Origin of the sequence: Bordetella sp. 15P40C-2 (assembly GCF_009763235.1) — a bacterium.
Lineage (GTDB): Bacteria > Pseudomonadota > Gammaproteobacteria > Burkholderiales > Burkholderiaceae_B > Bordetella_A.
This window is the reverse complement of the sequence record NZ_WSJA01000029.1, coordinates 1-24,558: the sequence shown is the minus strand read 5'-3', so window position 1 is coordinate 24,558 and position 24,558 is coordinate 1. Positions and strand designations below refer to the sequence as shown.

24 protein-coding genes are annotated in these 24,558 nt (G+C 62.6%); 17 read left to right on the top strand and 7 right to left on the bottom strand.

Annotated elements, in window-relative coordinates; translation table 11 throughout:
• Positions 1–86: 86 nt before the first annotated feature.
• From GOQ25_RS13610 to mobA, 5 genes are all read right to left on the bottom strand, one after another.
• A complete protein-coding gene (locus tag GOQ25_RS13610; protein ID WP_160351026.1) occupies positions 87–1,982 on the bottom strand; it encodes an LTA synthase family protein in 1,896 nt (631 codons plus the stop codon).
• 47 nt (positions 1,983–2,029) lie between these two features.
• Positions 2,030–2,794: an NAD(+) diphosphatase gene (nudC, locus tag GOQ25_RS13605; protein ID WP_160351025.1), complete on the bottom strand. Its 765-nt coding sequence runs from the start codon at positions 2,792–2,794 to the stop codon at positions 2,030–2,032.
• A gap of 255 nt (positions 2,795–3,049) precedes the next feature.
• A complete protein-coding gene (mobB, locus tag GOQ25_RS13600) occupies positions 3,050–3,625 on the bottom strand; it encodes a molybdopterin-guanine dinucleotide biosynthesis protein B (protein WP_160351024.1) in 576 nt (191 codons plus the stop codon).
• 13 nt (positions 3,626–3,638) lie between these two features.
• Entirely contained in the window at positions 3,639–4,931 is a 1,293-nt protein-coding gene (gene glp / locus GOQ25_RS13595; RefSeq protein WP_160351023.1) for a gephyrin-like molybdotransferase Glp, read from the bottom strand.
• A complete protein-coding gene (gene mobA, locus GOQ25_RS13590; protein ID WP_160351022.1) occupies positions 4,928–5,521 on the bottom strand; it encodes a molybdenum cofactor guanylyltransferase MobA in 594 nt (197 codons plus the stop codon). Before mobA ends, glp begins: the two co-directional genes overlap by 4 nt.
• A 272-nt stretch (positions 5,522–5,793) precedes the next feature.
• Here mobA and apbC point away from each other — a divergent pair, with 272 nt between their 5' ends.
• The 12 genes from apbC (at position 5,794) to GOQ25_RS13530 (ending at position 17,691) form a co-directional block, all read left to right on the top strand.
• Entirely contained in the window at positions 5,794–6,882 is a 1,089-nt protein-coding gene (gene apbC / locus GOQ25_RS13585) for an iron-sulfur cluster carrier protein ApbC (RefSeq protein ID WP_160351021.1), read from the top strand.
• A gap of 8 nt (positions 6,883–6,890) precedes the next feature.
• A complete protein-coding gene (locus GOQ25_RS13580; RefSeq protein WP_160351020.1) occupies positions 6,891–7,451 on the top strand; it encodes a DUF3305 domain-containing protein in 561 nt (186 codons plus the stop codon).
• Entirely contained in the window at positions 7,448–8,140 is a 693-nt protein-coding gene (locus GOQ25_RS13575; RefSeq protein ID WP_160351019.1) for a DUF3306 domain-containing protein, read from the top strand. Before GOQ25_RS13580 ends, GOQ25_RS13575 begins: the two co-directional genes overlap by 4 nt.
• A gap of 72 nt (positions 8,141–8,212) precedes the next feature.
• Entirely contained in the window at positions 8,213–10,309 is a 2,097-nt protein-coding gene (locus GOQ25_RS13570) for a 4Fe-4S binding protein (protein ID WP_202109465.1), read from the top strand.
• Positions 10,306–10,926 carry a molecular chaperone gene (locus tag GOQ25_RS13565; RefSeq protein WP_160351018.1) on the top strand — a complete coding sequence of 207 codons (621 nt, stop codon included), beginning with the start codon at positions 10,306–10,308 and terminating at the stop codon, positions 10,924–10,926. The genes GOQ25_RS13570 and GOQ25_RS13565 overlap by 4 nt, the downstream gene beginning before the upstream one ends.
• Before the next feature lie 136 nt (positions 10,927–11,062).
• On the top strand, positions 11,063–11,272 hold the full coding sequence (locus GOQ25_RS13560) for a formate dehydrogenase (RefSeq protein ID WP_160351017.1): 210 nt from the start codon (positions 11,063–11,065) through the stop codon (positions 11,270–11,272).
• An 11-nt stretch (positions 11,273–11,283) separates the two neighbouring features.
• Positions 11,284–14,250 carry a formate dehydrogenase subunit alpha gene (locus tag GOQ25_RS13555; RefSeq protein ID WP_160351016.1) on the top strand — a complete coding sequence of 989 codons (2,967 nt, stop codon included), beginning with the start codon at positions 11,284–11,286 and terminating at the stop codon, positions 14,248–14,250.
• A 10-nt stretch (positions 14,251–14,260) separates the two neighbouring features.
• Entirely contained in the window at positions 14,261–14,923 is a 663-nt protein-coding gene (gene fdh3B, locus GOQ25_RS13550; RefSeq protein ID WP_160351015.1) for a formate dehydrogenase FDH3 subunit beta, read from the top strand.
• A complete protein-coding gene (locus GOQ25_RS13545; RefSeq protein ID WP_160351014.1) occupies positions 14,920–15,150 on the top strand; it encodes a hypothetical protein in 231 nt (76 codons plus the stop codon). Before fdh3B ends, GOQ25_RS13545 begins: the two co-directional genes overlap by 4 nt.
• A 13-nt stretch (positions 15,151–15,163) precedes the next feature.
• A complete protein-coding gene (locus GOQ25_RS13540; protein WP_160351013.1) occupies positions 15,164–16,360 on the top strand; it encodes a formate dehydrogenase subunit gamma in 1,197 nt (398 codons plus the stop codon).
• Between the two features lie 69 nt (positions 16,361–16,429).
• Positions 16,430–16,816 carry a hypothetical protein gene (locus tag GOQ25_RS13535; protein WP_160351012.1) on the top strand — a complete coding sequence of 129 codons (387 nt, stop codon included), beginning with the start codon at positions 16,430–16,432 and terminating at the stop codon, positions 16,814–16,816.
• Between the two features lie 14 nt (positions 16,817–16,830).
• Entirely contained in the window at positions 16,831–17,691 is an 861-nt protein-coding gene (locus GOQ25_RS13530; protein WP_202109464.1) for a formate dehydrogenase accessory sulfurtransferase FdhD, read from the top strand.
• A 5-nt stretch (positions 17,692–17,696) separates the two neighbouring features.
• Here GOQ25_RS13530 and GOQ25_RS13525 read toward each other — a convergent pair whose 3' ends face one another.
• On the bottom strand, positions 17,697–18,812 hold the full coding sequence (locus GOQ25_RS13525; protein WP_160351011.1) for a helix-turn-helix transcriptional regulator: 1,116 nt from the start codon (positions 18,810–18,812) through the stop codon (positions 17,697–17,699).
• Positions 18,813–19,045: 233 nt separating this feature from the next.
• On the opposite strand from GOQ25_RS13525, the gene GOQ25_RS13520 reads away from it, so the two are divergent.
• Genes GOQ25_RS13520 through GOQ25_RS13510 form a run of 3 tightly spaced genes read left to right on the top strand, consistent with a single transcriptional unit; the run spans position 19,046 to position 21,344 of the window.
• On the top strand, positions 19,046–19,789 hold the full coding sequence (locus GOQ25_RS13520; RefSeq protein ID WP_160351010.1) for an ABC transporter permease: 744 nt from the start codon (positions 19,046–19,048) through the stop codon (positions 19,787–19,789).
• Complete coding sequence (locus GOQ25_RS13515) at positions 19,786–20,529, top strand: phosphate ABC transporter ATP-binding protein (RefSeq protein WP_160351009.1); 744 nt, start codon at positions 19,786–19,788, stop codon at positions 20,527–20,529. Before GOQ25_RS13520 ends, GOQ25_RS13515 begins: the two co-directional genes overlap by 4 nt.
• Positions 20,526–21,344 carry a substrate-binding domain-containing protein gene (locus GOQ25_RS13510; RefSeq protein ID WP_160351008.1) on the top strand — a complete coding sequence of 273 codons (819 nt, stop codon included), beginning with the start codon at positions 20,526–20,528 and terminating at the stop codon, positions 21,342–21,344. The genes GOQ25_RS13515 and GOQ25_RS13510 overlap by 4 nt, the downstream gene beginning before the upstream one ends.
• A gap of 39 nt (positions 21,345–21,383) precedes the next feature.
• On the opposite strand, the gene GOQ25_RS19780 is transcribed toward GOQ25_RS13510, so the two are convergent.
• Positions 21,384–22,469 (bottom strand): methylated-DNA--[protein]-cysteine S-methyltransferase, encoded by a 1,086-nt coding sequence (locus GOQ25_RS19780; RefSeq protein WP_160351007.1) that lies wholly within the window; start codon positions 22,467–22,469, stop codon positions 21,384–21,386.
• 217 nt (positions 22,470–22,686) lie between these two features.
• On the opposite strand from GOQ25_RS19780, the gene GOQ25_RS13500 reads away from it, so the two are divergent.
• Positions 22,687–23,526 carry a hypothetical protein gene (locus tag GOQ25_RS13500; RefSeq protein WP_160351006.1) on the top strand — a complete coding sequence of 280 codons (840 nt, stop codon included), beginning with the start codon at positions 22,687–22,689 and terminating at the stop codon, positions 23,524–23,526.
• A gap of 71 nt (positions 23,527–23,597) precedes the next feature.
• The coding region (gene hemE / locus GOQ25_RS13495) for a uroporphyrinogen decarboxylase (protein ID WP_160351005.1) at positions 23,598–24,558 on the top strand (961 nt) is incomplete at its 3' end.

The following is a 24,558-nucleotide window of genomic DNA, read 5'->3' as shown; positions in this document are numbered from 1 at the left end:
GCCCCCATGTTGTGTTTTTCAGCGACAGCTTTGCGCCGATTAGCGTCGGCGCTATGGCCGACATTTTCGATGCCGGCCGGTGTTTTCTAGTTGTCCACGGGCACGCAGTAACGTGTTTCGCGGTAGGCCCAACTCGGCCATAGCGCATGGGCCAGGGCCTCTTCGGCCAGCGCGGGGTTGACGCTGACGGGTTCGAAGGTTTCCGGCATGCTGTAGCGGAACTGCACTGCGGGTTTGCCGGGCAATAGCACCAGCAAGTCGTCGCCCTTCATATAGCCATAGTTATTTTCATACTGCATGATGGCGCGATTCGGTGTGCTGCGCGTCAGATCATGTCCGAGCATGGGATGCGTGCAGCTCACACCCGCCAGCGATAGCAGTGTCGGCGGCAGGTCGATCTGGCTGATGATGCTGTCGTCGCGGCGCGCTTCGATGTCGGCGCCCAGAATGACCGCAGGGATGTGGAAGTGCGTGACCGGAATCAGCGTGTCTCCGAAGACGCGCGAGTCGTGATCGGCCACGATCAAGAAGATCGTGTCTTCCCAATACGGTGCCTGGCGCGCGCGCTCGAAGAATTGCCCCAGCGCCCAATCCGCATAGCGCACGGTGTTTTCTACCGTGGCGGGATTGCCCTGCACGCTGATGCGGCCGGCGGGATATTCCCAGGGCGAGTGATTCGATACGCTGAAAGCCAGCGTAAACGAGGGCGTGTTGCTTTCGACATCGGCGCGCAGTTTGGCGTCGAGCTGGGTAAACATGTCCTCATCGGACGCGCCCCAGGTCCCGACGAAGGCCGGATTCTTGAAGTCCGGCAAATCCACGATTTCGTCAAAGCCGTTGCCAAGGAAGAATCCCTTCATGTTGTCGAAATGGGATTCCCCGCCATAGATGAAGCGCGAGTGATAGCCATGGCCCGCCAGCCCGGCGGCCAAGGTAAAAAATCCGCGTTGCGCGGCAGGCAGTTTGAGCACGGCTTGCGCGGGCGTGGGCAAAAAGCCCGCGGTGACCGCTTCCAGCCCACGCACGGAGCGCGTGCCGGTGGCATAGGCGCGCGTAAACGCCCAGCCTTGGCGCGCGAGGGCGTCAAGATGCGGCGTGAGGTCTTGGGCGCCGCCCAGAGCAGCGCTGTATTGCGCGCCCAGACTTTCTTCGAGAATGATGACGATATTGGCCGGGCGGCTGCGCTGGCGGGTCGGTGTCTGCACATGTACGCTGGGATGCGTCGCGATCGCGGGCGGGTAGGGCAGGCCCGCGCAGGTCAAGGCGATCTCCTGCATGCGTTCGCCGGGCATGCGGCCGTAGACGGCGCCCGCCGACTTTTCGTGCTTCATGCTGTAGATGGCATAAAACACGTTATAGAGCGAGTTCAGCGCCAATGCATTGAGCAGTCCGTCATTGCTATAAGCAACGGTGGATGGGTTGATGGGCCGGTGTCCGAGCGTGCCGCGAATGGCGAGAATGACGGCGGCCAGGATTGCCAGACTGCCCACTGGCATCAGCCACCACGACCAGCGCGCTTCCACGGGCGGATTGCTAAACAAGGCATGACCGATGACCACCAACACGATCAACGCTACCAGCGCGCCCGTGAGCTCGCGTTTATAGCCGCGCCACAGCATGCCGGAGACTTCGCGGGGATGCTTGAGATATTCGACAAAGAGGCGATTGGGCCGCGTGTCGTATTCCTGGATAAAGGCGGGCGTGGCAATCTCTAAAAATCCGAGCACGACCCAGCAAACTTGCAGCCAGATGCCGGTGGCGACGGCGGCCGCCGGGATGTGCGCCAACCATGGCGATAACACCGCGGGCAAGGCCACCAGCACGGCGATTTGATGCGCGTCGATGCGCAGCCCGCCCCACAATAAGGGCCGCAGACCGCCGGCTTTACGTACGCGGCGCCATTGCCAGGCGGCTAACGCAAGACGGCTGCCGACGAGTAGCAAGAACGAGGCGAGGATGAAAATCAGTGTAGCGTTTCGCATGGAGCGTCTTTCGCCCATGGCCGGGGGCCATCAGGCAGGTCGGAGTGTCAGGGACAGGACGTGCCTGACGGAAGGTTGGCGCGGACTAAGCGGCCGGCGATGGATTCAATCGCGGGGATTTCGGGTAGCGTGTCTGCCGGGCCATACCAGCGTGCTTCGGCGATCTCATCGGCCTGAACGCGGATTTCGCCCGACACATATTCGGCGGTGAAGGCAATCATCAGCGAATGGGGGAAGGGCCAGGACTGGCTGCCGAAGTAGCGCAGATTGTTGACCTTTAATCCGACTTCTTCGTACACCTCGCGATGGATGGCGTCCTCGATGCTTTCGCCGGCCTCGACAAACCCGGCCAGCGCCGTGTGTCGCGCGGTGGCGTAGGTGGCATGACGGGCGAGCAAGATGCTGTCGCCCTTGCGGATCAACACCATCATTGCCGGCGAAATGCGCGGATACGACGACAGGCCGCAGGCGGGGCAGCGCATACAGAGTTCGTGGCCGACGGGCGCCATGGGCGTCGCACAGGCGCCGCAGAAACGATGCGTGCGGGCCCATTCGGCGACCTGGAAAGCCCGGCCGGCAACAGCCCAGCGGTCGCCCAGTTCGCTCAATAACGCACGGAGCTTGCGAAAGGCGTAGCCGGGCGGCGGTTCGCTGGTCAGGGGCACATGCGTGGTACGGATTGCAGGATCATGCAGCCATACTTGCTGCAGGGCATCATGCGACAGATTCAGCGCGGCGCAAGCCGAGGCGTCGGGGAGTTCGATTTCGGTCTCGCGGACCAGAAGTTCGTTGCCTCGGAATATGAAATACAAGATAGGTCTCAACGCCTGCGGGCTAATTTTGCAGCCGCTACTTTACAAGGGAAAGGCGAGCAAGGAAATGCCGGCAAAGGGGATACCGCGAAGCGGGAGATCGGTCATCTGTGGAGCAGGCGTCGCGGACGGCGATATCTTGAAGACTCGACGTTCGAGGCAGACGCGACCGACGATGATACCGTGACGCAGCAGCTCCGACATTTGCAAGGGCACAGACGAAGGCCCGTGCAGCGGGGGCGACGTGCCCGAAGATCAGCGCGTGTCCGATGGCGCGCCGGGGGGCGACTCGCGTAAGCGCGCCACCGCGACCTCCAGTGGCCAGGCCAGACGCTCGACCAGATCCGCCACCGATTCGATGTCGTCCAGGGGCACGCTAGGCAGCGGGTGTTGCGCGGCGTCTTCCGCGTCGCTGGCGATGGCGCCGATGCTGGGATCGTCGGGGTAGAGCCAAGGTTTGCCGTTGGCGCGGCGGTGAACTTCAATCTTCACATGCGCATTGCGCTTGAAGCCTTCGACCAGGATGAAGTCGACCGGACGCATCGCGTCCAGCAGCTCGGGTAGTTCCGGCTCGGGCGCGCCTCTCAATTCATGCATGAGCGCCCAGCGCGCGGACGATGCGACCAACACCTCCGTCGCTCCCGAAGCGCGATGCAGGTACGAGTCTTTGCCCGGCGTGTCGATATCGAAGGCATGGTGAGCGTGTTTGATCGTCGACACGCTGAACCCGCGGGCATTCAGGCACGGGATCAGTTTGGCGAGCAGCGAGGTTTTGCCCGCGCCGCTCCAACCGGCAAAGCCTATCAATCTTGTCTTGGACGTATGGGTCACAACTGTCGTCCGTTTAAATCAGGCCGTCAAACGGCAGAACATCGACCCAGTCGCCCTCGGCGATGTCGGCCTGGTCGTGGCCCAGCACCATCAAGCCATTCGCCTCGCTCATGCTGCGCAGAATGCCCGAGCCCTGCGACCCGGTGATGCGCGCTTGCCAGCCGCCGTCCGGACCGCGCGTGACAATGGCACGTTGGTATTCGGTGCGCCCCGGTTTTTTCCGGATGCGTTGGGCAGCGGTGCAGCGCAGCAGCGGCATTGGCTGGCCTTCGGCGCCGGCCATTTTCAGCAAGGCGTCGCGCACCAGGGCGTAAAAGGTCACCATGACGGCCACCGGATTGCCGGGCAAGCCAAACAGGATGGCATCGCCATGATCGGCGCGGATGCGGCCAATCGCCATGGGCCGCCCCGGACGCATGGCGATGCGCCAGAACAGGACTTCGCCCAGCTCGGCCATGACGGTTTTGGTGTGATCGGCTTCGCCTACGCTCACGCCACCGGAGGTAATGACGGCGTCGGCGTTCGCGGCGGCCGCGCGAAAGGCCTCGGCCAGCGCGGCCGGATCATCTCGGATCACGCCAAGGTCCAGGACCTCGACGCCCAGGCGCTGCAGCATGCTCCACAGCGTATAGCGATTGCTGTCGTAGACGCAGCCTTCGTCCAGCGTTTCGCCGATCGAGCGCAGTTCGTTGCCCGTGGAGAAGAATGCCACGCGCAGGCGACGCTGTACGGGGACTTCGGCGCGGCCCAGCGAAGCCATCAAGCCGATATCGGCCGGTCTGAGCACGCGGCCGGCCTTTAACGCCGGCTCGCCTATGGCCAGATCTTCGCCGGCCAGCCGGCGGTTGTCGCCGGCGCGCAGCACGTTGGCGGGGATGACGATGCGATCGCCATCCTGACGCACGAATTCCTGCGGGACCACGGTGTCCAGGCCGGCGGGCATGACCGCACCCGTCATGATGCGCACGCATTGACCGGGCGCCACCGTTTGATCGGCGCGTTCGCCCGCGTGCAGCGATCCCAATACCTGCAGGACGGTGTCCTGGTCGTCACGCAGCTCGCTGCCGGCGAAGGCGTAGCCATCCATGGCGGAGTTGTCGTGGGCGGGTACGTTCAAATGCGAGACAACGTCGCGCGCGAGCACACGGCCCAGCGCCGAGCGTAAAGGCACCATTTCCACCGTGTCGATGCGCGGTACCAGCTGGTCGATGAATGCCTGCGCCTGCGGGATAGGCAGCGCGTTCGGATCGTAGCCGCTGATACAGGAAACGATGGAGGCCAGACTGGGGGGCAAAGGACGGGTCATGGAGCGAGTTGTTGCAATTCAGACAAGGTATTGGCGCCGGCGAACGCCTGTGCATCGTCGAATACCACTTCGATACAGCGATGCTGGGCGGTCCACGCGTCGATCTTGCGCTGGCCGCTGCGCAGAAAGTCCAACAGGCTGGCCAGCAACGAGGCTTTCAGCAGGCAGAAAACCGGCTGTGTCCGTATCTGTCCGTTTTCTGACGTGGCGACCATGGCGATATCGGCGTCCTGCTCGCTTAATGCCTGAGCCAGACGCGACACCATATCCAGCGGAAAGCGCGGGCAATCGCAGGGCACCGTGACGAGATAAGCGGTTTCGCAGCGCGACAGGCCAGCCGCCAGTCCGGCGAGCGGGCCCGCGAAATCGGGCATATCATCGGGCCACACATCGACGCCCATGGATTCGTAGGCCGCCAGATTGCGGTTGGCGTTGATCATGGTCAGGCCTACCTGGGGCGACAGACGCATCAAGGCATGCAGCGCCAAGGGTATCCCCTGGAAATTCTGCAATCCTTTGTCTACGCCGCCCATGCGGCTGCCTCGTCCGCCGGCCAGGATGAGGCCCGTGATGTCGTTGGTTTGAATCATGGCACGCGAAAAAAGCGCCGACTTCAGCGTCGCGCAATGGCGGCCAGTATAGACCAGGCCGCGTGGGGCAGGCGCCAAGGGCGATCGCTGTCTCCGGGCTGCTCTGCTAACATGAGCCGAAAGGGCCCGATTCGTCCCCAGGGCAGCCAGTGCCACCGAAGGCATGCTGCCACGGCGCCCGGAGCGCCAAGCGTGCGCGCCCGCGGTTGTCCCGCCGTGCATTCACGGCAGGCGCCTACTTTCCCAATTACGTTGATTAGATAAAAGACCCAATGGTCGCTTCCGAAACTCTGCTTCAGGCCTTGCAGGCCGTCATAGACCCCAACACCGGCCGCCCCGTGGCCGACGCCAAATCGGTGAAGAATCTCCAGATCGATGGCGCGGACGTGGCGTTCGATGTGGAACTCGGCTACCCGGCGAAAAGTCAGGTATCTGCGTTGCGCAGCGCCTTGATCGCCGCCGCGAAATCGGTGCCGGGCGTGGGCAATGTGTCCGTGAATCTGCGCACCGCGATCGCAGCCCATGCCGCGCAGCGCGGCGTGGCCTTGCTGCCCAACATCAAGAACGTCATCGCGGTTGCTTCGGGCAAGGGTGGCGTGGGCAAGAGCACTACCGCCGTGAACCTCGCACTGGCGCTGGCCGCAGAAGGCGCCCGTGTCGGGATTCTGGATGCCGATATTTACGGCCCCAGCCAGTCGATGATGATGGGCATCAACGCGCGCCCGCAAAGCGAGGACGGCTCCACCATGGAGCCCCTGGAAAATTACGGCGTGCAAGTCATGTCGATCGGATTCCTGGTTGACGCCGACGAGGCGATGATCTGGCGCGGCCCGATGGCGGTGCAGGCGCTGGAGCAACTGCTGCGTCAGACGAATTGGAAAGACTTGGATTATCTGGTGGTCGATATGCCGCCGGGCACGGGCGATATTCATCTGTCGCTGAGCCAGAAGGTCCCGGTCACGGGCGCGGTGATCGTCACCACGCCGCAGGACATCGCGCTGTTGGACGCTCGCAAGGGCGTGAAGATGTTCGAGAAAGTCGGCGTGCCGATCCTCGGCGTGGTCGAGAACATGGCGGTGCACGTGTGCAGCCAGTGCGGCCACACGGAGCATATTTTTGGCGAGGGTGGCGGCCAGAAAATGGCGGCCGATTACGGCCTGGCGTATCTGGGCGCGTTGCCGCTGGATATCAACATCCGGCTGCAGGCCGATGGCGGCCAGCCTTCGGTGATTGCCGATCCCGACGGCGAAGTCGCGCAACTGTATAAATCGGTCGCGCGCCAGGTGGCGGTGGCCGTGGCCGACATGCCGAAAGATCATTCGGCCAAGCTCTCGGCGATTTCCATCAGCCGGGCGTCGTAGGAGGTCTCATGAGCGAGCCGGTCCCTTTGGCCCTGGATGTCGCGGTGGTGATGCGCAAGGTGCGCGTCACTGGCCCGATGAGCCGTTGGCAAGACTGGCGCTGGGAACTCGATGATGTGGTCGTCAACGAGCCGACCTTTGGCACCGCGCCGCGTCTGTTGCTAAAGGACGATACGCAAGAGCGTTGGCTGCATCCGGGTTACACCGTCAGGCTTTTTCGCGACGATGCGGAAGGCTATGTGCTTAACGCGACCACGCCGGCGCCCTGCTGGTTCGTGCTGTGGCGCATGCACGAAAGCGAAGACGCCGGCGAGCCGCAGGCGCGTCCCGAGATCGTGACGCTCAGCTATCACGATGCGGGGCGCTGGTTGGATGCGCAGGAGATGGTCGAGCAAGTTCCCGCGCCACCTGAAATCGTGGCATGGATGAATGCGTTTATCGAGGCCAACTATGTGCCTGAACCGAAGCGGCGCAAGCGGCCGGCGAGCTTTCAGCCGCTGCAAGACCGGTTTGGCAACCCGGCCTCGGTGTCCACTGTGAAGAAGTTTCGTGGCGAGGGGGCATCGTGACGGACGAAGTTCGTGGCGGCTTCCTGCATCGCTGGTCGCGCCGCAAGGTGCAAGCGCGGCAGGGACAACGGCTAGAAGACGAGCCGCGCCAGGATGAAGGTGTTGCGGGCGTCGCGCCGGACGAGGCGGGGGCGGCTGCGTCGCACACTGTCGAATCGGGTGCAGCTGCGACGGAAATCCCTGAGCCAGGCGTCACCGCCGCCGGGAGCCTGACACAGGACCCGCGCCCGGCGCGCCCGGATGCGCATTCTGGGGAATCCGAGCCCGCTCCACTTACGCTGGACGATGTGAAGACGCTGACATCGGACTCCGATTTCGCGCCTTTCGTGTCGCAACAGGTGGACCCGCAGGTGCGCAACGCGGCGCTGAAGAAGTTGTTTTCCGATCCCCACTACAATGTGATGGACGGGCTGGATATCTATATCGACGATTATTCCCAGCTCGAGCCGCTGCCGGCGCCCATGTTGCGTCGCATGGCCAGTGCGCAGGCGCTGAAGATGTTCGAGACCCTGACCGAAGACGGCGAGAACGCGCCCATCGCGCAGGCCAGCGACGAGCACCGGGAAGACGCCGAGCGGTCGCGCAGTATCGAGGACGCCCGTCCGGATGCCGCGCCCGCACCGCCGGAGCAACCCGATTCGCCGGACAGCGAAAAACGTGACGCACAGTCAGCGCCATCGGCTCGCTGAGAACGCCGCCGCGCTGCCTGTGTCCAGCGCAATTGTCTCTGCCCGTGATTCGTTATTGATGGTTTAGCCTTTATGACCACCCTGATTTGTGACTGCAACCGCACCATGCCGCTGGCGCCCGACGCGCTAGGCAGGGTCATGGGCGAACCCCTGGCGCCACATTCGCTGCTTTGCCGCAGAGAGGCAGGCGACTACCAGCAGGCCATTCGGGGAACCGACACGGTCGTGGTGGCCTGTACGCAGGAAACCCGCCTGTTCGAGGAACTGGGCCGCGCGACCGAGGGCGCCGTGGCGCCGGTGCGCTTTGTCAACATACGCGAGACGGGCGGCTGGAGCCGCGATGCCCGGCACGCGATGCCCAAGATCGCCGCATTGCTGGCCGCGGCCCATCTGCCGGAGCCGGAGCCTGTCGCCACCGTGACCTATCGCAGCGCGGGGCGTCTGCTGATCATCGGTCCGCTGGATCAGGCCGAGGCCGCCGCCGCCATGTTGGACGATGTGCTCGAGGTCACGCTGTTCGCGCCGGCGCCGGGCCAAGGCGCAGGGCGTCAAACGCGCCGTTATCCCGTGATCGCGGGGGCGATTGAAAGCCTGACGGGCCGGCTCGGCGCGTTCGAACTGACCTGGTCTCAACGCAACCCGATCGATCTCGACCTCTGCACGCGCTGCAATGCGTGTGTGGCGGCCTGTCCAGAGGGCGCGATCGGGTTGGATTATCAAGTTGACCTGAATCGCTGTACGGGACATCGGGACTGTACGGCGTCCTGTACGGTGGCGGGCGCGATTGATTTTCAGCGCTCGCCGATCACCGCCGCCGAGAGCTTCGATCTGGTGCTGGATTTAGGAGAGCAGCCGCAGTTCGTGCGGCATGCGCCGCCGCAAGGCTATTTCACCTGGCGCGATCGCAATCCCGCCACGCTGCTGCGCCTGCGCGAGATGGTGGGGGAATTCGATAAGCCGAAGTTCTTCGACTATAAGCAGTCGCTCTGCGCACATAGCCGCAACGAAATGGAGGGCTGCCGCGCCTGTGTGGATATATGCTCGGCCCAGGCCATCAGCAGCGATAAGCATCATCAGCGCATCGTGGTCGATCCGTACCTCTGCGTGGGTTGTGGCGCCTGTACGACCGTATGCCCCAGCGGGGCGCTGTCGTACACCTACCCACGCAATGGCGATCAGGGTCTGAAGCTGCGTACGCTGTTGAATACCTACTCGCGTGCGGGAGGCAAGGACGCCGTATTGCTGCTGCATAGTCAGCAAGCCGGACAGGATCTGATCGAGGCCCTGGGTCGCGCCGCGCAGCTGGGGCAGGCGTCGGGCGTGCCGGCCAATGTGATTCCGGTCTCGCTGTGGCATACCGCCAGCACCGGCCCAGACCTGTGGCTATCGGCCATCGCATGGGGAGCTTCGCAAATCGCGGTGTTGCTCACCGATGAAGAGGCGCCCCAATACCAGGAAGGCCTGAAAGCGCAGATGGGCATCGCGCAGGAGACTCTGAACGGGTTGGGTTATACGGGCCACCATCTGCATCTGTTGAACGCGACCGATCCGGCTGCGCTGGATCGCGAACTGCGACTCGTCGCCGAGCGTGCACCTGCCGTCCCGAATGAAACCGCCCGCTTTGCAACCGCACCTGAAAAGCGCACCACGTTGAGCCTGGCGCTGGATCATCTGATCGCCTGGGCGCCTGCACGCGAGGCCGAGGCCATCGCATTACCGCAGGGGGCCCCTGGGCTGGGCGCACCATTCGGTGCGATCGCTGTCAACAAGGACGCCTGTACGCTTTGTATGAGCTGCGTGAGCGCCTGTCCCGCCAACGCGCTAAAGGATAATTCGCAACTGCCGCAGCTGCGCTTTATCGAGAGCAACTGCGTGCAATGCGGTTTGTGCGAAAAAACGTGCCCCGAGGACGCCATCGCATTGGTGCCGCGTCTGCTGCTATCCGACCAACGCAAACAGGCCGTCGTGCTTAACGAGGCGCAGCCTTTCCACTGCATACGGTGCAACAAGGCGTTTGGCACGCAAAAGGGCGTGGACGCGATGCTGCAACGGCTGGGCGGCCATTCCATGTTCCAGGGCGCGGCGCTGGAGCGTCTGAAGATGTGCGGCGACTGCCGCGTCATCGATATGTATTCTTCCTCCGATGAAGCGCGGATCACCGATTTATGACGACGAATCCTTTACCTGATCAATCCCTCGCCCTAGAGGACGAGGACGCCGCCCGCGCGGAGGTCTATACGCTGCTGGCGCATCTGTTCTACGCGCCGCCCTCGGCGGAGTTGTTGGCGCATCTGCGTGCCGCACCCGAGGCCGAGCCGGAAAGCGCGCTGGCGCCGTCGTGGAATGCGCTGCTAGGCGTGGCGCGCGAGCTGGATGTGGCGGCGATCTCCGCCGAATACGACACGCTATTCGGTGGCGTGGGCAAGCCCGATGTCTACCTGTTCGGCTCGCATTATTTGTCCGGCTTTCTCAATGAAAAGCCCTTGGTGCAGCTGCGCGATGACCTGGCCAAGCTCGGTCTGGCGCGTGCGCCCGCCATGCCCGAGACGGAAGACCACATCGCTTATCTGTGCGACGCGATGCGTTTGCTGATCACCCGACCGGAGGCCGACGGTTCCAGCCTCGCCTTGCAGCGCGAGTTTTACCTGGCGCATATCCGGCCTTGGGCGGACGACTTGCACGACGCGATCGTGGCGCAACCGGCCGCACGGTTTTATGCCCGGCTTGCCGAGTTTTTCCGTGATTTCAACAGCGTGGAGGCCCAGGCCTTCGACATGCTGTCGTAGAATGCCGGCCCCGGGTTTCCGCGGCCAGCACTTTTCCGAAATATCCCTGTCCACACTAGGGAAATTGTCCCTGCCCCTTGACTCGGGGTACAGTATGCACATCACTTCATATCTATCAGCCCCAGAGGAGACCGATATGTCACAACAAAATCCTCAGCTTTCGCGCCGCCGGTTTCTCACGGGCGCGGCGACAGCGGGCGCGGCAGCGGCCGGAGCCGTGGCTGCAGGCAACGTTGGTTTGTCAGCGCCGGCACAGGCCGCGCCGGCCAAGCCTGCCCCCAAGAACGGCGGCGGTTACCACCTTAGCGAACACGTGAAGCGCTATTACCAGACTACTCTCCTCTGACGGAGTCCGGCATGTTGCTGACCAAAAAAACTGTGGCCGCGCCGACTGGCGCGGCGGAATCGAACTTCGTGCAGAGCCTGCGCCGGGGCATGGCCCAGGCGCTGCCCACGATGGATCGCCGTACTTTTCTGCGCCGTTCCGGCATAGGCGTGGGCGCGGGTCTGGCGGCCGCGCCGCTGGCGTTGGTGCGCAAGGCCGAGGCCGCCGACTCGAAAGAGGTCTTGGTCGGCAAGACCAAGGCCGTGACACGACGCACGGTCTGTTCGCACTGTTCGGTGGGCTGTTCGGTCGACGCCGTGGTGGAAAACGGCGTGTGGGTGCGGCAAGAGCCCGTGTTCGATTCGCCAATCAACCTGGGCGCGCACTGCGCCAAGGGCGCCGCGCTACGCGAGCACGGCCATGGCGATCACCGTCTGCGCTATCCCATGAAGCTGGTTAACGGCAAGTACCAGCGCATCAGCTGGGACACGGCGTTAAACGAGATCTCCGAGCGCTTGCTCAAACTGCGCGAAGAAAGCGGGCCGGACTCGGTCTATTGGATTGGCTCGTCCAAGCACAATAACGAGCAGGCCTATCTGCTGCGCAAGTTCGTCAGCTACTTCGGCAGCAATAACTGCGACCACCAGGCGCGTATCTGTCACTCCACGACCGTGGCCGGTGTGGCCAACACGTGGGGCTACGGCGCCATGACGAACTCGTACAACGACATGCAGAATGCAAAGATCGCGTTGTACATCGGTTCGAACGCCGCCGAAGCGCACCCGGTGTCCATGCTGCACCTGCTGCACGCCAAGGAAAACGGCTGTAAGGTCATCGTGGTGGACCCGCGCTTTACGCGCACGGCCGCCAAGGCAGACCAGCATGTACGCATTCGTTCGGGCACGGACGTCGCGTTCCTGTTCGGCTTGCTGTATCACGTCTTCAATAACGGCTGGGAAGACAAGGACTATATCCAGGCACGCGTTTACGGCATGGACCAGGTCAAGGCCGAGGTGATGTCGAAGTGGACTCCGGACAAGGTCCAGGAAGTCTGCGGCGTCGACGAAGCCACGATGTTCGGCATCGCCAAGGCAATGCACGAAAATCGTCCCGGCACGCTGGTATGGTGCATGGGCCAGACCCAGCACACCATTGGCAACGCCATGGTGCGCGCGTCCTGTATTTTGCAGCTCGCGCTGGGCAACATCGGCAAGTCCGGTGGCGGTGCCAACATTTTCCGCGGCCACGATAACGTGCAGGGCGCGACCGACGTCGGCCCCAACCCCGATTCGCTGCCGGGCTACTACGGTCTGACCGAAGGCTCGTGGAAGCATTTCGCCAACGTCTGGGGCGTGGATTACGAGTGGATCAAGAGCCGCTACGCCTCGCCCGATCTGATGACCAAGCCCGGCATTACTGTGTCGCGCTGGATCGATGGCGTGCTGGAAAATCCCGAGCTGATCGATCAGCCGACCAACCTCAAGGCAGTGTTCTACTGGGGCCACGCTCCCAACTCGCAAACCCGCGGCCTGGAAATGAAACGGGCCATGGACAAGCTGGATCTGCTGGTGGTTGTGGACCCGTATCCGTCGGCCACGGCGGCGATGGCGGCCATGCCGGGCAATCCGGATGATCTGAATCCCAACCGAGCGGTATATCTGCTGCCGGCCACAACCCAGTTCGAAACCAGCGGGTCGTGTACCGCCTCGAATCGCTCCGTGCAATGGCGCGAGAAAGTCATCGAACCGCTGTGGGAAAGCCGTACCGATCACATGATCATGTACCAGCTCGCGCAAAAGCTGGGCTTTGGCAAGGAGTTCGTCAAGAACTACAAGCTGCAACAAGTCAACGGCATGGACGAGCCGGTGATCGAAGACGTGCTGCGTGAAATCAATCGCAGCTGCTGGACGATCGGCTACACCGGTCAGAGCCCCGAGCGTCTGAAAGCGCATATGCGCAATATGCATCTCTTTGATGTGAAGACGCTGCGCGCCAAGGGCGGCAAGGATCCCGAGACGGGCTATGACTTCACGGGCGATTATTTTGGTCTGCCCTGGCCGTGCTGGGGCACGCCGGAAATGAAGCATCCGGGTACGGCGAACCTGTACGACACCAGCCTGAACGTCATGGAAGGCGGCGGTAATTTCCGCGCCAACTTCGGCGTCGAGCGCAATGGCGAAAGCCTGCTGGCCGAGGATGGCTCGCACTCCAAGGGCGCGGACCTGACCACCGGTTATCCCGAGTTCGACCACGTGCTCCTGAAAAAGCTGGGCTGGTGGAACGAATTGACCGACGCGGAGAAAAAAGCCGCCGAGGGCAAGAACTGGAAGACCGATCCCTCCGGCGGCATTATTCGCGTCGTCATGAAGAACCACAGCTGCTATCCGTTTGGCAATGCCAAGGCGCGCGCAGTCGTGTGGAACTTCCCCGATCCGATTCCGCAGCACCGTGAGCCGCTCTATGGCACCCGCCCGGACCTGGTGGCGAAGTATCCCTCGCACAAGGATTTGAAGACGTTCTGGCGTTTGCCGACGATGTACAGCTCGCTGCAGCAAAAGAACGTGGACGATCGCTTGTACGAGAAATTCCCGCTCGTGCTGACCTCGGGCCGTCTGGTCGAATACGAAGGCGGCGGCGAGGAAACGCGCTCGAACCCGTGGCTGGCGGAACTGCAGCAGGAATCGTTCGTGGAGATCAACCCCAAGGCGGCTGCCGATCGCGGTATTCGCAACGGCGACCGCGTGTGGGTGCTGACCCCGACAGGGGCGCGTCTGAACGTGCAGGCACTGGTGACGGAACGCGTGGGACCGGATACGGCGTTCATGCCGTTCCACTTTTCGGGCCGTTGGCAAGGCAAGGACATGCTGGAGCATTACCCGGAAGGCGCAGCCCCGATTGTTCGTGGCGAGGCCGTGAACACCGGCACGACTTACGGGTATGACGTGGTGACCATGATGCAGGAAACCAAAACCACGATCTGCAACATCGCAAAGGCATAAGGAGAACGCCATGGCGAGAATGAAATTTATCTGTGATGCAGAGCGTTGTATCGAATGCAATAGCTGCGTCACGGCGTGCAAGAACGAGCACGAAATCCCCTGGGGCGTGAATCGCCGCCGCGTGGTGACATTGAACGACGGCGTGCCTGGCGAGAAATCGATCTCGGTGGCCTGTATGCACTGCAGCGACGCGCCCTGTATGGCCGTCTGCCCGGTCAATTGTTTCTATCGCACCGAAGAAGGCGTGGTCCTGCATAACAAGGACACCTGTATCGGCTGTGGTTACTGCTCGTACGCCTGTCCGTTCGGCGCGCCGCAGTTCCCCTCGGACGGGGCATTTGGCGTGCGCGGCAAGATGGACAAGTGCACGTTCTGCTCGGGCGGCCCCGAGGAGCACGGCAGCGCGGCGGAATTCGAAAAGTACGGCCGCAACCGTCTGGCCGAAGGCAAGCTGCCCGCCTGTGCGGAGATGTGCTCGACCAAGGCGCTTCTGGCAGGCGACGGTAACGTCGTGGCTGACATTTTCCGTACCCGCGTCCTGCATCGCGGCAAAGGCGCCGAGGTGTGGGGTTGGGGCACGGCATATGGCTCGCAACAAGCCGGCCAGCCGCCCGCCGAGCAACCTGCAGCGGCGCCTCAGCCGGCAGCTACGCAAAGCGGAGGCAAGTCATGAACACGCGCACCGTTTTCGTCGCCCTGAGCGTCCTGGCACTGGCGGGTTGCAGCGAGCCGTCGCAGGAACTGCATTCCGCCGCCGAGATTGGCCAGCCCCCGGAATACACGGGGACTGGCAGTCAATTCGTCGCGCCCGGATGGACGCAGGGCGACAAGGCCAGCTGGAGCCGGGAGTTGACGGTACGGACGCAGCGTGGGCAGAACGAGTACAACAAAACTAACTGACCGGAGGCTGCCAATGTTACGGTCGAATTTTCTGGCGCGCTGGGGCGCCTGCTGCATGTTGCTGTTGACGGCACTCGTGCTCAACGCCCCGGTTACGGCGCAAACCACCGCGCCCGCGGGTAGCAGCTTGGGCGGCATCCAAAGCGCGAACATTTTCGAAGTGAAGCCGGATGCCGATCAACAACCGGGCTATGCCGAGCAGACCAACGCCGAGCGTGCGCGCGTACAACCCGGCAACAATGCACCGATGTGGCGTCAGGTCAATTCGGGTGAGCCGGGCTATAGCAGCCTGCCGCGCAGTCAGGCCCCGGAAGCGGGGGTGTTGATCCAGCGCTTTGTGCAGTATCCGGGGTCGCAATTCACTACGGCCGGTGAGGCCTGGCGTCAGGTGCGTAACCAATGGCTGATCCCCTATGGCGGGGCGCTGTTGCTCATCGCCTTGGTGGCCATTGCGTTGTTCTACTTCGCCAAGGGTCCCATCAAGGTCCATGGCGCCGAGACGGGACGCAAGATCGAACGCTTCACGTATTTCGAACGGGCGGCGCATTGGGTGAACGCGGCGGCCTTCGTGATTCTGGCGCTGTCAGGCATCGTGATGGCGTTTGGCCGGTACATCATGCTGCCTTGGATGGGCAGCGCGATCTTCGGCAAGCTGACCTGGATCTTGAAGACCACGCATAACTTCGTTGGCCCGGTGTTCGCCGTGTCGTTGCTGGTGGTGTTGATCACGTTCGCCAAGGACAACGTATGGCGGCGTTATGACTGGACCTGGCTGCGTAAAGGCGGCGGTTTGCTCAAGCCGCAACATGTTTCCTCGGGGCGATTCAACGCTGGCGAGAAGCTCATGTTCTGGGTCGGCATGCTGTTTCTTGGCGTGATCGTCGTGGCTTCAGGCTTGTGGCTGGATCGGGTAATTCCCGGCATCGTGTATACGCGCGGCGATATGCAGATCGCGCACATGATCCACGCTGTGTCGGTTACGCTGATGATGTGCATGCTGTTGGGGCATATTTATCTCGGCACGATCGGCATGCATGGCGCGTACAAGGCAATGAAGACCGGCTACGTCGACGAGACCTGGGCGCGCGAGCATCACGACATCTGGTTCGACGATATCCAGTCCGGCAAGATTCCTGCTCAGCGTAGCGCCGACCGCGCCAAGAACGGACGCAGTCAGGCCTTTGTGCGGCCCTCGTCCAATATTCATTAACCTTTAGCGTTGCGCGGGCGCGGTCTGTCTGGCGGATGCGCCCGCCTATGAGATGACAAGAGGGACAAGATGAAAAAAACATTGGCAATATGGGCGCTGCTCGCGGCGGCGTTGAGTCCCCAGGCCCTGTTAGCCGCGCCCACGGACGCCGATGCGGCGCGTGCCGCCGCCGAGGCGAAGGCGCGCGCGGCATGGAACGATAAGGTCACTGCCTATAAGCTGTGCGTCGCGCAAGATCGTGTCGCCGCGCACTACCGCGAGCAAATGGCGGCCAACGGTAAAACGGCCCCGGAGCCCGTGGCCACGCCGCCTTGCATGGAGCCAGAACCTTTCACCTTTAACGCCGAAGGCACGCAACCACGCGAAGGCTCGGGCGCGCATTCGCCAGCCGAGACGGCGCAGCGTCCGCCCAGCTCGTCCACGCCCGAAAACGGCGAAAAGCCGCTGGCGAAATAAGTCAGAGTTTCGCGTTGTTGCCTCGACTGACTCAAGCCAGTGCGCCGTTGACGCGTGAAGTCACGGTAGTGAATGAGCATGGCCAGACTGAGACCGTTTCGATTCCGGCAGAGCGCCCGTTGACGATTTATGTCGATCGGCGCGAGGTCGTCACGCTGATGACCTTGGGCGCGATGCCGGAATTGCTGGTGCTCGGCTATCTGCGTAATCAACGTTTGATACGGCAGCCCAGTGATGTGCTGTCGATCATGGTGGACTGGGAAGTCAACGCCGCCGCGGTTGAAACCCGTGACGGCATCACCGATATCGACGCGCGCACCGCACAGCGTGTGGTCACTACCGGATGCGGGCAGGGCAGTGTGTTTGGTGGGCTGATGCAGGAGCTGGATCAAATCCAGTTGCCCGCCGATGCGCGGATTTCCCAGTCGTCGCTGTATGGCTTGCTTAATGCGATCCGGCTGCAGGAGACCACGTACAAATCGGCGGGCTCCGTGCATGGCTGCGCGCTATTTCGTGGCGCGGACATGCTGAGGTTCGTTGAAGACGTGGGTCGTCATAACGCGATCGATACGCTGGCTGGCTGGATGTGGATGCAGCCGGAAAGCGAACAACGCGGCGATGACAAGATTTTCTATACGACCGGGCGCCTGACCAGCGAGATGATCATGAAATCGGCGCAGATGGGCGTGCCTATCGTGGTGTCGCGCAGCGGCATGACGCAGATGGGTTACGAGCTGGCGCGTGATCTGGATTTATGCGCGATCGGGCGGGCGGTGAATCGTCGCTTTGTCTGCTATACGGGCGCACATCGGCTGATTTTGCAACCGGAGTTAGCGGCTGCCCGCAATGTGGATGCGGCGAACGCAGCAGGTTGATGCGGCTATCTGCGTGGTTTACGCGAAGTCGCTTTACGCGCTGGAAAAGTCCACCACGGCAGCACCCGCCGCATCGACAATACATCTCCGCTTTGTAGCGGTGCGTAGCCCGGCATGGCGGAAAGCGCTGCCTGCCATGGCGCGCTGCGCAAAATCTCCAGCAGCGCCTGTGTCGACGGCTGGTCGAGCGTTGACTTCAGACAAACGAGAAAATAGTTTTCCCGAACTAGCGGAATGAAATCCAGCGCATGTCGCTCGACGCTCGGCTGTACCCCGAACCCGGCGTCCGCATGGCCATTGGCAATGGCATGCGCAATGGCGTGATGCGACGGCTCGGTACGGTCATAACCTTCAATGGCGGAAGACGACAAGCCTGCCTGTTCCAACAGTTCGTCAAACAGCACGCGCGTGCCCGTACCCAATGCTCGGTTGACGAACCGCACGCCTCGGCACAGGTCGGCCAGCGTCGTCACGCCAGCGGGATTGCCACGCGCGACGATGAGGCCTTGATTACGTTGCGCGAAGCCGATGATCTTATGCAGGCCCGGTTTGAGCAAAGGCTTGTAGACGCGCTCGGTCAAGGACCCTGGCACAGGATCCTGCCGCGTATGAAAACCCGCAATCACGCAACGGCCTTCATTCAAACCACGAATCGCGTCCACGCTGCCGGTATAGCTGATATCCAGATAGAGCTTGTGGCTGGCCACGGCGTGTTCGCGTAGCGCGCCCAGCGCATCATCGTGACTCGCATATAGCGGCACCACATGCGCCGCATCGTCAAAGGCCATCGCGAATGCGCGTTCCAGATCTGCGCGCAGCGCGTGGATTTGCGGCGCGAGCCGGGCTTGCGCCTGTCGTTCCGCCCAGAGCAGTTTTTCGCCGAACTCGTTCAAGCGGGCCGGCTGGCCCTTGTCCCACACGATCAACGTGCGGCCCAGCGTCTGCTCCCAGCGCTTCAGTTCGCCCCAGACGTGTCGATACGACAGCCCCATCGCCTTGGCAGCGGCCGATATCGAGCCATGCTGGCGCACGGCGTAGAGCAGGTCCATCAGCGCGTTGCCGATGGTGCCGGGGGCAGGCGAAGTGGCGCCCAGCTGGTAGGAGAGGTCGATACGATGCACGGCGAAAGTATGCCCGAAATACGCGTTGCAGACGGACCTGGTTGGCTCTCCATCATACCTATGCACGCCGGAACATATGGCCTAGGGCGCTGCGGTGCGATACCCTCACGGCATCTCGCCGCCGCTGACGGCTTCATATTCGCCTTGCCGAATCGACCTGTTGACTTCGTGATTCCTGCCTTTGCGGCGTAGCGCGCGCTTGGCGCGCCTGTTGATTTCCCGTCTTACCCGTCATGAACACCGTATCTGAAAGCTTTGCGACAGCCTTTGCGCTGATCATGTCGGCTGACCCCGTGTTGCTCTCCATCGTGTGGCGCTCGTTGGCGGTGAGCGCCTGCGCTTGTCTGCTCGCCTGTGGCGTGGGGATGTGGGCGGGCGCATGGCTGGCCGTAGCGCGTTTCCGTGGACGTGGACTGCTGTTGGTGATGTTGAATACCTCCCTGGCATTGCCGTCGGTGGTGGTGGGGCTGGCGTTATATCTGCTGTTGTCGCACTCCGGACCCTTGGGCTTTTTGGGCTGGTTGTTCTCGTTCAAGGCCATGGTGCTCGCGCAGGCGGTGCTGGTATGTCCAGTGATTACCGCATTGGTGCGCCAAACCATTGCAGACGCCGACAAGCATCATGGAGAGCAACTGCGATCCCTGCGTGCGCGTGCCTGGCTGCGCGGCCTGCTGTTGCTGTGGGATGAGCGATTCGCCCTGGTGACGATCGTGATCGCGGGGTTCGGACGCGCCATTTCCGAGGTGGGCGCGGTGATGGTGGTGGGCGGCAATATCGAAGGCTATACGCGCGTGATGACCACCGCGATCGCGTTGGAAACGAGCAAAGGCGATCTGCCGTTGGCGCTGGCATTAGGCATTGTCCTGCTCAGTGTGGTGTTGCTGTTGAATTTCGCGGCCGCGGCGTTAAAGCGGTGGCGTGAGCGTCGCGATGCGGGCCTGTCCGGATTGTTTGGCCAAGCGGGGACGCCAGCATGACGCAAAGCTACGAGACCTTATTCGATCTACGCGATGTCGACGTGGATTTTGGCGGCGTGCACGCGCTGCGCGGTGTCTCGCTCACCGTAAGACCCGGCGAATCGATTGCGCTGGTCGGTGCGAATGGCAGCGGCAAGAGCACACTCTTGCGCGTATTGCATTGCCTGATACAGCCCACGCGCGGCCAGGCGTTTTGCACAGCACGCAAGCATCAGGCCATGTTGTTTCAACAGCCTTATCTGCTGCGCATGTCGGTGTTGAGCAATGTGGCGTTGGCGTTGTGGCTGCGAGGTTTGCGCTGGCGCGAAGCGCGGGCCAAGGCGCGGGAAGCGCTGGAACGAGTCGGCATGGGCGATCTCGCCGGTCGCAATGCCAAAGCCTTGTCGGGTGGACAACAGCAGCGACTGGCGATGGCACGCGCATGGGCGGTAAAGCCCGATGTGCTCTTGTTGGACGAACCCACCGCGAGCCTGGACCCGCATGCCAAGCGCGATGTCGAGCAGATGATGCAGGACTTTATGCAGCAGCCCGTGGTGTCGGCTCAGGCGCAGACGCCAGCTGTCCAGCCCCCCGCGATGATATTCAGCAGTCACAACCTGGGGCAGGTGAAACGGCTGGCGCGGCGCGTGATTTATCTCGAACGCGGGCGCGTGGTGGTGGATCTGCCCGTGCAGGATTTTTTCGATGGCCCGCTTCCCGAAGCGGCCAGTCTGTTTCTCAAGGGAGAACGCATAACATGAAACTAGCTACTTTATTGCGGCGCGCCGCGTTGCCCGCGTTGCTCAGCGCCACCGCATGGCTCGCCCCAATGGCCCACGCGGAAACGATCACGATGGCGTCGACCACGTCAACGGAGCAATCCGGTCTTTTCTCGCATCTGTTGCCGGCATTCAAGAAAGCCACCGGGACGGATATCAAAGTCGTGGCGCAGGGCACTGGCCAGGCGCTGGACATGGCTCGTCGTGGCGACGCCGATGTGTTGTTCGTGCACGATCAGGCGGCCGAGGAAAAATTCGTCGCCGAGGGCTATTCGAAAAAGCGCTATCCCGTCATGTATAACGACTTCGTCCTCATCGGCCCGGCCGATGATCCCGCTGGCGTGAAGAGTGACGACATTGTCGCAGCACTAAGCAAACTGGCTCAGCAGAATGCATCGTTTATCTCTCGTGGTGACAAGAGCGGCACGCATGCGGCCGAACTGCGTTTCTGGAAGTCAGCTGGCGTGGACGACATGGGCAAGGGCTATAAAGCCTGCGGCTGCGGTATGGGGCCGGCGCTGAACATGGCGTCTTCGACCGGTGCCTATGTGCTGTCCGATCGCGGCACGTGGCTGAGCTTCAAAAACCCCGGCAACCTGAAAATCCTGGTCGAAGGCGACAAGCGTCTGTTCAACCAGTATGGCGTGATGGTGGTCAATCCCGAGAAGTTTCCTCATGTGAAAGCCAAAGAGGCTCAGCAGTTCGTCGACTGGGTCACCTCGCCGGCAGGCCAGGACACGATTGCCAGCTACGAGGTCAATGGCCAACAGCTGTTCTTCCCGAACGCGGATAAGTAATCGCGACAGGTCGCGTCAGCGCGGGTGTGTGGCCTCGCATCACGCAGGCCATATGCCCGAGCTGCCGCGACGATGGCTATCCATCAGATGCGTGTCTATCATGCCGGTGGCTTCCATGAGCGCGTGCATGGTGGTGGGGCCCACGAACTTAAAGCCTCGTGCGCGCAAGGCCTTGCTTAACGCCGTGGACGCCTCGGATACGGTCGGGATCTCGTCGATGCTGCGCGGTGTGGGCGTCTGAGCCGGCTGAAACGACCAAATAAAATCGACCAATCCGCCGTGCGCGCGCAGCGCGAGCGTCGCGGCGGCGTTGTTGATGGTGGCGAGGATCTTGGCGCGGTTTCTCACGATGCCGGCATCGGCCATGAGCCGTTCTACATCTGCCTCGTCGTACGCAGCCACCACGTCGGGGTCGAACTGACTAAACGCGGCGCGAAAGGCCTCGCGCTTACGCAGGATCGTGGCCCAGGATAAGCCGGACTGGAAACACTCCAGGCTCAGGCGCTCGAACAATCCCCGTTCGTCGCGTACCGGCATGCCCCATTCGGTATCGTAGTAATGACGCAGTAAAGGATCGACCGCTGCCCAGGGTGGCCGGGCGAGTCCGTCCTCACCCATGACCACACCGGTGCCGGCACGAGCGGTTGCGTTGCTCTCCAGCGCGAGCAGATGAGATTTGGCCTGTAGTCCGCCGGCAAATCCCGTCATGGCGCCGGAACTGCCAATCACGCGATGGCACGGCACGACGATACATAGTGGGTTGCGCGCATTCGCGGCGCCCACCGCGCGTACGGCTTCGGGGCGGCCGATTTGTCGCGCAATGTCCCGATAGCTGCGCGTCTCGCCGTAAGGGATAGCAAGTAGAGCACGCCATACCGCCTGCTGAAACGCGGTGCCGCGCGGATCCAACGGCAATTCAAAGTGCTTGCGCTGCCCGGCGAAATACTCGGCCAGTTGCTGCTGTGCCGCATGCAAGGTCGGATGCGTTTCGTCCACACGCATGGCGTCGAGGCGGACGCGTTCAGCGCCTTCACTTTCCCATGTGACAGCCGTCAGGCCGGCAGCGCTTGCCACCAATTTAAGGCGGCCAACAGGGGATTCGATGATTCGATAAACAAGCGACACGAGGGGCGACTCCTCTTGCTGGCGGTCTGATTTTCAAGGCATGAACAGGGTGTTGCGACCTCCTGTACAGCGGATTGCTAAGGTCGCAGCTCAGGCCGATGAGCGAGGCACGCGCATCGCAGCATCAGCCCTTCACGGTGCAGCCGTGGCGACTGCGCACCACCCGATGATAGCTCGTCAGCTGCCCGGCTCATGTCCGAGGATTCAGGAGTTCATTGTGCGTCATACATTAGATTGTGCGGTCCTGATCACCCCTGCCCACACGAATTGGGCACGCGAATGGGTCGATCGGCATCGGGGGCAACTGGGTCGCTTGCGCTTATATGTGCAGGACGTATCGAGTGTTTTGTTGCCAAGCCGCGGTGGGTTCGGGCCTATTTCCACCAACCCCGTGGTCATGCGACGATTCGACGGGTGCCTGTTGCCCGTTTCACGCGCATCGCTGTCGTGGACGCGCACGTTATTGGTAGGGCTGAACGCCAAGCCTTGCGTGCCCTTGATCGCGCTGCTATTCGATATCACCGCTCCCGCTACGCTGGACCTGCTCTCGCTCGGTATCAATGACTTTGTGCGCGATCCCGTGTGCCCAGACGAATTGCGCGCCCGCCTGCTGCATTCGAAGCGTCAGGCGCGGGCGGCCGCGTCGGTCAAGGCCGCTACCACGTCATCGGGTATATGGACCCCGACGAACCCCTCATCCGCTGCCAAGGATCCCGCTGAACGCAGGCGGCGTTCTCCCGTGCGGGCAATCGAGCTCGTCGAGCGGCCGAGCATTGTCGGGGTGACAGGTCGCGCGCCTGGCGCGACCGGCGAGGACGCCGAGTATTTCGATGTCCGCGCGATCGACGAGCCCTTCCGGCAGGCGAAGGCCCGCGTGGTGGCCGGATTCGAACGAGCGTACTTGCGTGGCGCCCTGTATCGGCATTCGGGCAATGTGGCGCGTGCGGCGCGCGCGGCTTGCAAGCATCGCCGCGCCTTCTGGGCGCTGATGCGCAAGCATAGGATCGACGCGGCACATTTTCGGATGCAGGAAACCACCCCGGAGCCGGTATCCTGACCGTGGAGGGCAGCGGCAGCACGTAATTCCTAAGGCGGTAAAATCACGTGTCCTGATATCCAAGGATCGCCGTGTCTGCTGCTCCCCTGAAGAACGATGTGTTCCTGCGCGCCTTGCTGCGCCAGCCCGTGCCGTATACCCCGATCTGGTTAATGCGCCAAGCGGGCCGGTATCTGCCGGAGTACAACGCCACGCGGGCGCGCGCCGGCTCGTTCATGGGACTGGCGCAAAATCCGGATTTCGCTGCCGAAGTCACGCTGCAACCGTTAGCGCGTTACGACCTGGACGCGGCGATTTTGTTTTCCGACATCTTGACCGTGCCGCATGCGATGGGCCTGGGTCTGGATTTCGCACCGGGCGAGGGGCCGCGTTTCGCCCGACCGGTGCGCACGGAAGACGATGTCGCCTCGCTCGCCGTGCCCGATATGGAGTCGCTGCGTTACGTCTTCGACGCGGTCAGCGTCATCCGTCGCGAACTCGATGGGAAAGTGCCGTTGATCGGTTTCGCCGGTAGCCCCTGGACGATCGCCTGTTACATGGTCGAAGGGCGGGGCAGTGCCGACTATCGGCTGATCAAATCGATGCTTTACGGCCGTCCGGATTTGCTGCACCGGATTCTCGACATCAACGCCGAAGCCACCCTGCAATACCTGAACGCCCAGATCGGGGCGGGCGCCCAGGCCGTGATGTTGTTTGATAGCTGGGGAGGCGTACTGGCCGATGGCCTGTTCCAGCAGTTTTCGCTCGCCTATACCCGCAAGGTGGTCGCCGGACTGATTCGTGAACGCGAAGGGCGTCCGGTGCCCGTCGTCGTGTTTACCAAGGGCGGCGGCCTTTGGCTGGAGGACATCGCCGCCTGTGGCTGCGACGCCGTGGGGCTGGACTGGACCGTCAATCTGGGCCGCGCGCGCGAGCGTACGGGCGACTCAGTGGCGCTGCAAGGCAATCTCGATCCAATGACGCTGTTTGGCGGAGCCGAGGCGATCCGCGCCGAGGCGCGCCGTACCTTGGACGCATTTGGGCGGGTGGGCA

Excerpts from the sequence above, each read along its gene's own strand:
- mobA (WP_160351022.1), bottom strand. The coding sequence starts at position 5,521 with ATGATTCAAACCAACGACATCACGGGCCTCATCCTGGCCGGCGGACGA.
- GOQ25_RS13610 (WP_160351026.1), bottom strand. The coding sequence starts at position 1,982 with ATGCGAAACGCTACACTGATTTTCATCCTCGCCTCGTTCTTGCTACTC.
- GOQ25_RS13560 (WP_160351017.1), top strand. The coding sequence starts at position 11,063 with ATGTCACAACAAAATCCTCAGCTTTCGCGCCGCCGGTTTCTCACGGGC.
- GOQ25_RS13555 (WP_160351016.1), top strand. The coding sequence starts at position 11,284 with ATGTTGCTGACCAAAAAAACTGTGGCCGCGCCGACTGGCGCGGCGGAA.
- GOQ25_RS13570 (WP_202109465.1), top strand. The coding sequence starts at position 8,213 with ATGACCACCCTGATTTGTGACTGCAACCGCACCATGCCGCTGGCGCCC.
- GOQ25_RS13510 (WP_160351008.1), top strand. The coding sequence starts at position 20,526 with ATGAAACTAGCTACTTTATTGCGGCGCGCCGCGTTGCCCGCGTTGCTC.
- GOQ25_RS13535 (WP_160351012.1), top strand. The coding sequence starts at position 16,430 with ATGAAAAAAACATTGGCAATATGGGCGCTGCTCGCGGCGGCGTTGAGT.
- fdh3B (WP_160351015.1), top strand. The coding sequence starts at position 14,261 with ATGGCGAGAATGAAATTTATCTGTGATGCAGAGCGTTGTATCGAATGC.
- apbC (WP_160351021.1), top strand. The coding sequence starts at position 5,794 with ATGGTCGCTTCCGAAACTCTGCTTCAGGCCTTGCAGGCCGTCATAGAC.
- GOQ25_RS13515 (WP_160351009.1), top strand. The coding sequence starts at position 19,786 with ATGACGCAAAGCTACGAGACCTTATTCGATCTACGCGATGTCGACGTG.
- GOQ25_RS13580 (WP_160351020.1), top strand. The coding sequence starts at position 6,891 with ATGAGCGAGCCGGTCCCTTTGGCCCTGGATGTCGCGGTGGTGATGCGC.
- GOQ25_RS13545 (WP_160351014.1), top strand. The coding sequence starts at position 14,920 with ATGAACACGCGCACCGTTTTCGTCGCCCTGAGCGTCCTGGCACTGGCG.
- GOQ25_RS13540 (WP_160351013.1), top strand. The coding sequence starts at position 15,164 with ATGTTACGGTCGAATTTTCTGGCGCGCTGGGGCGCCTGCTGCATGTTG.
- GOQ25_RS13520 (WP_160351010.1), top strand. The coding sequence starts at position 19,046 with ATGAACACCGTATCTGAAAGCTTTGCGACAGCCTTTGCGCTGATCATG.
- GOQ25_RS13565 (WP_160351018.1), top strand. The coding sequence starts at position 10,306 with ATGACGACGAATCCTTTACCTGATCAATCCCTCGCCCTAGAGGACGAG.
- glp (WP_160351023.1), bottom strand. The coding sequence starts at position 4,931 with ATGACCCGTCCTTTGCCCCCCAGTCTGGCCTCCATCGTTTCCTGTATC.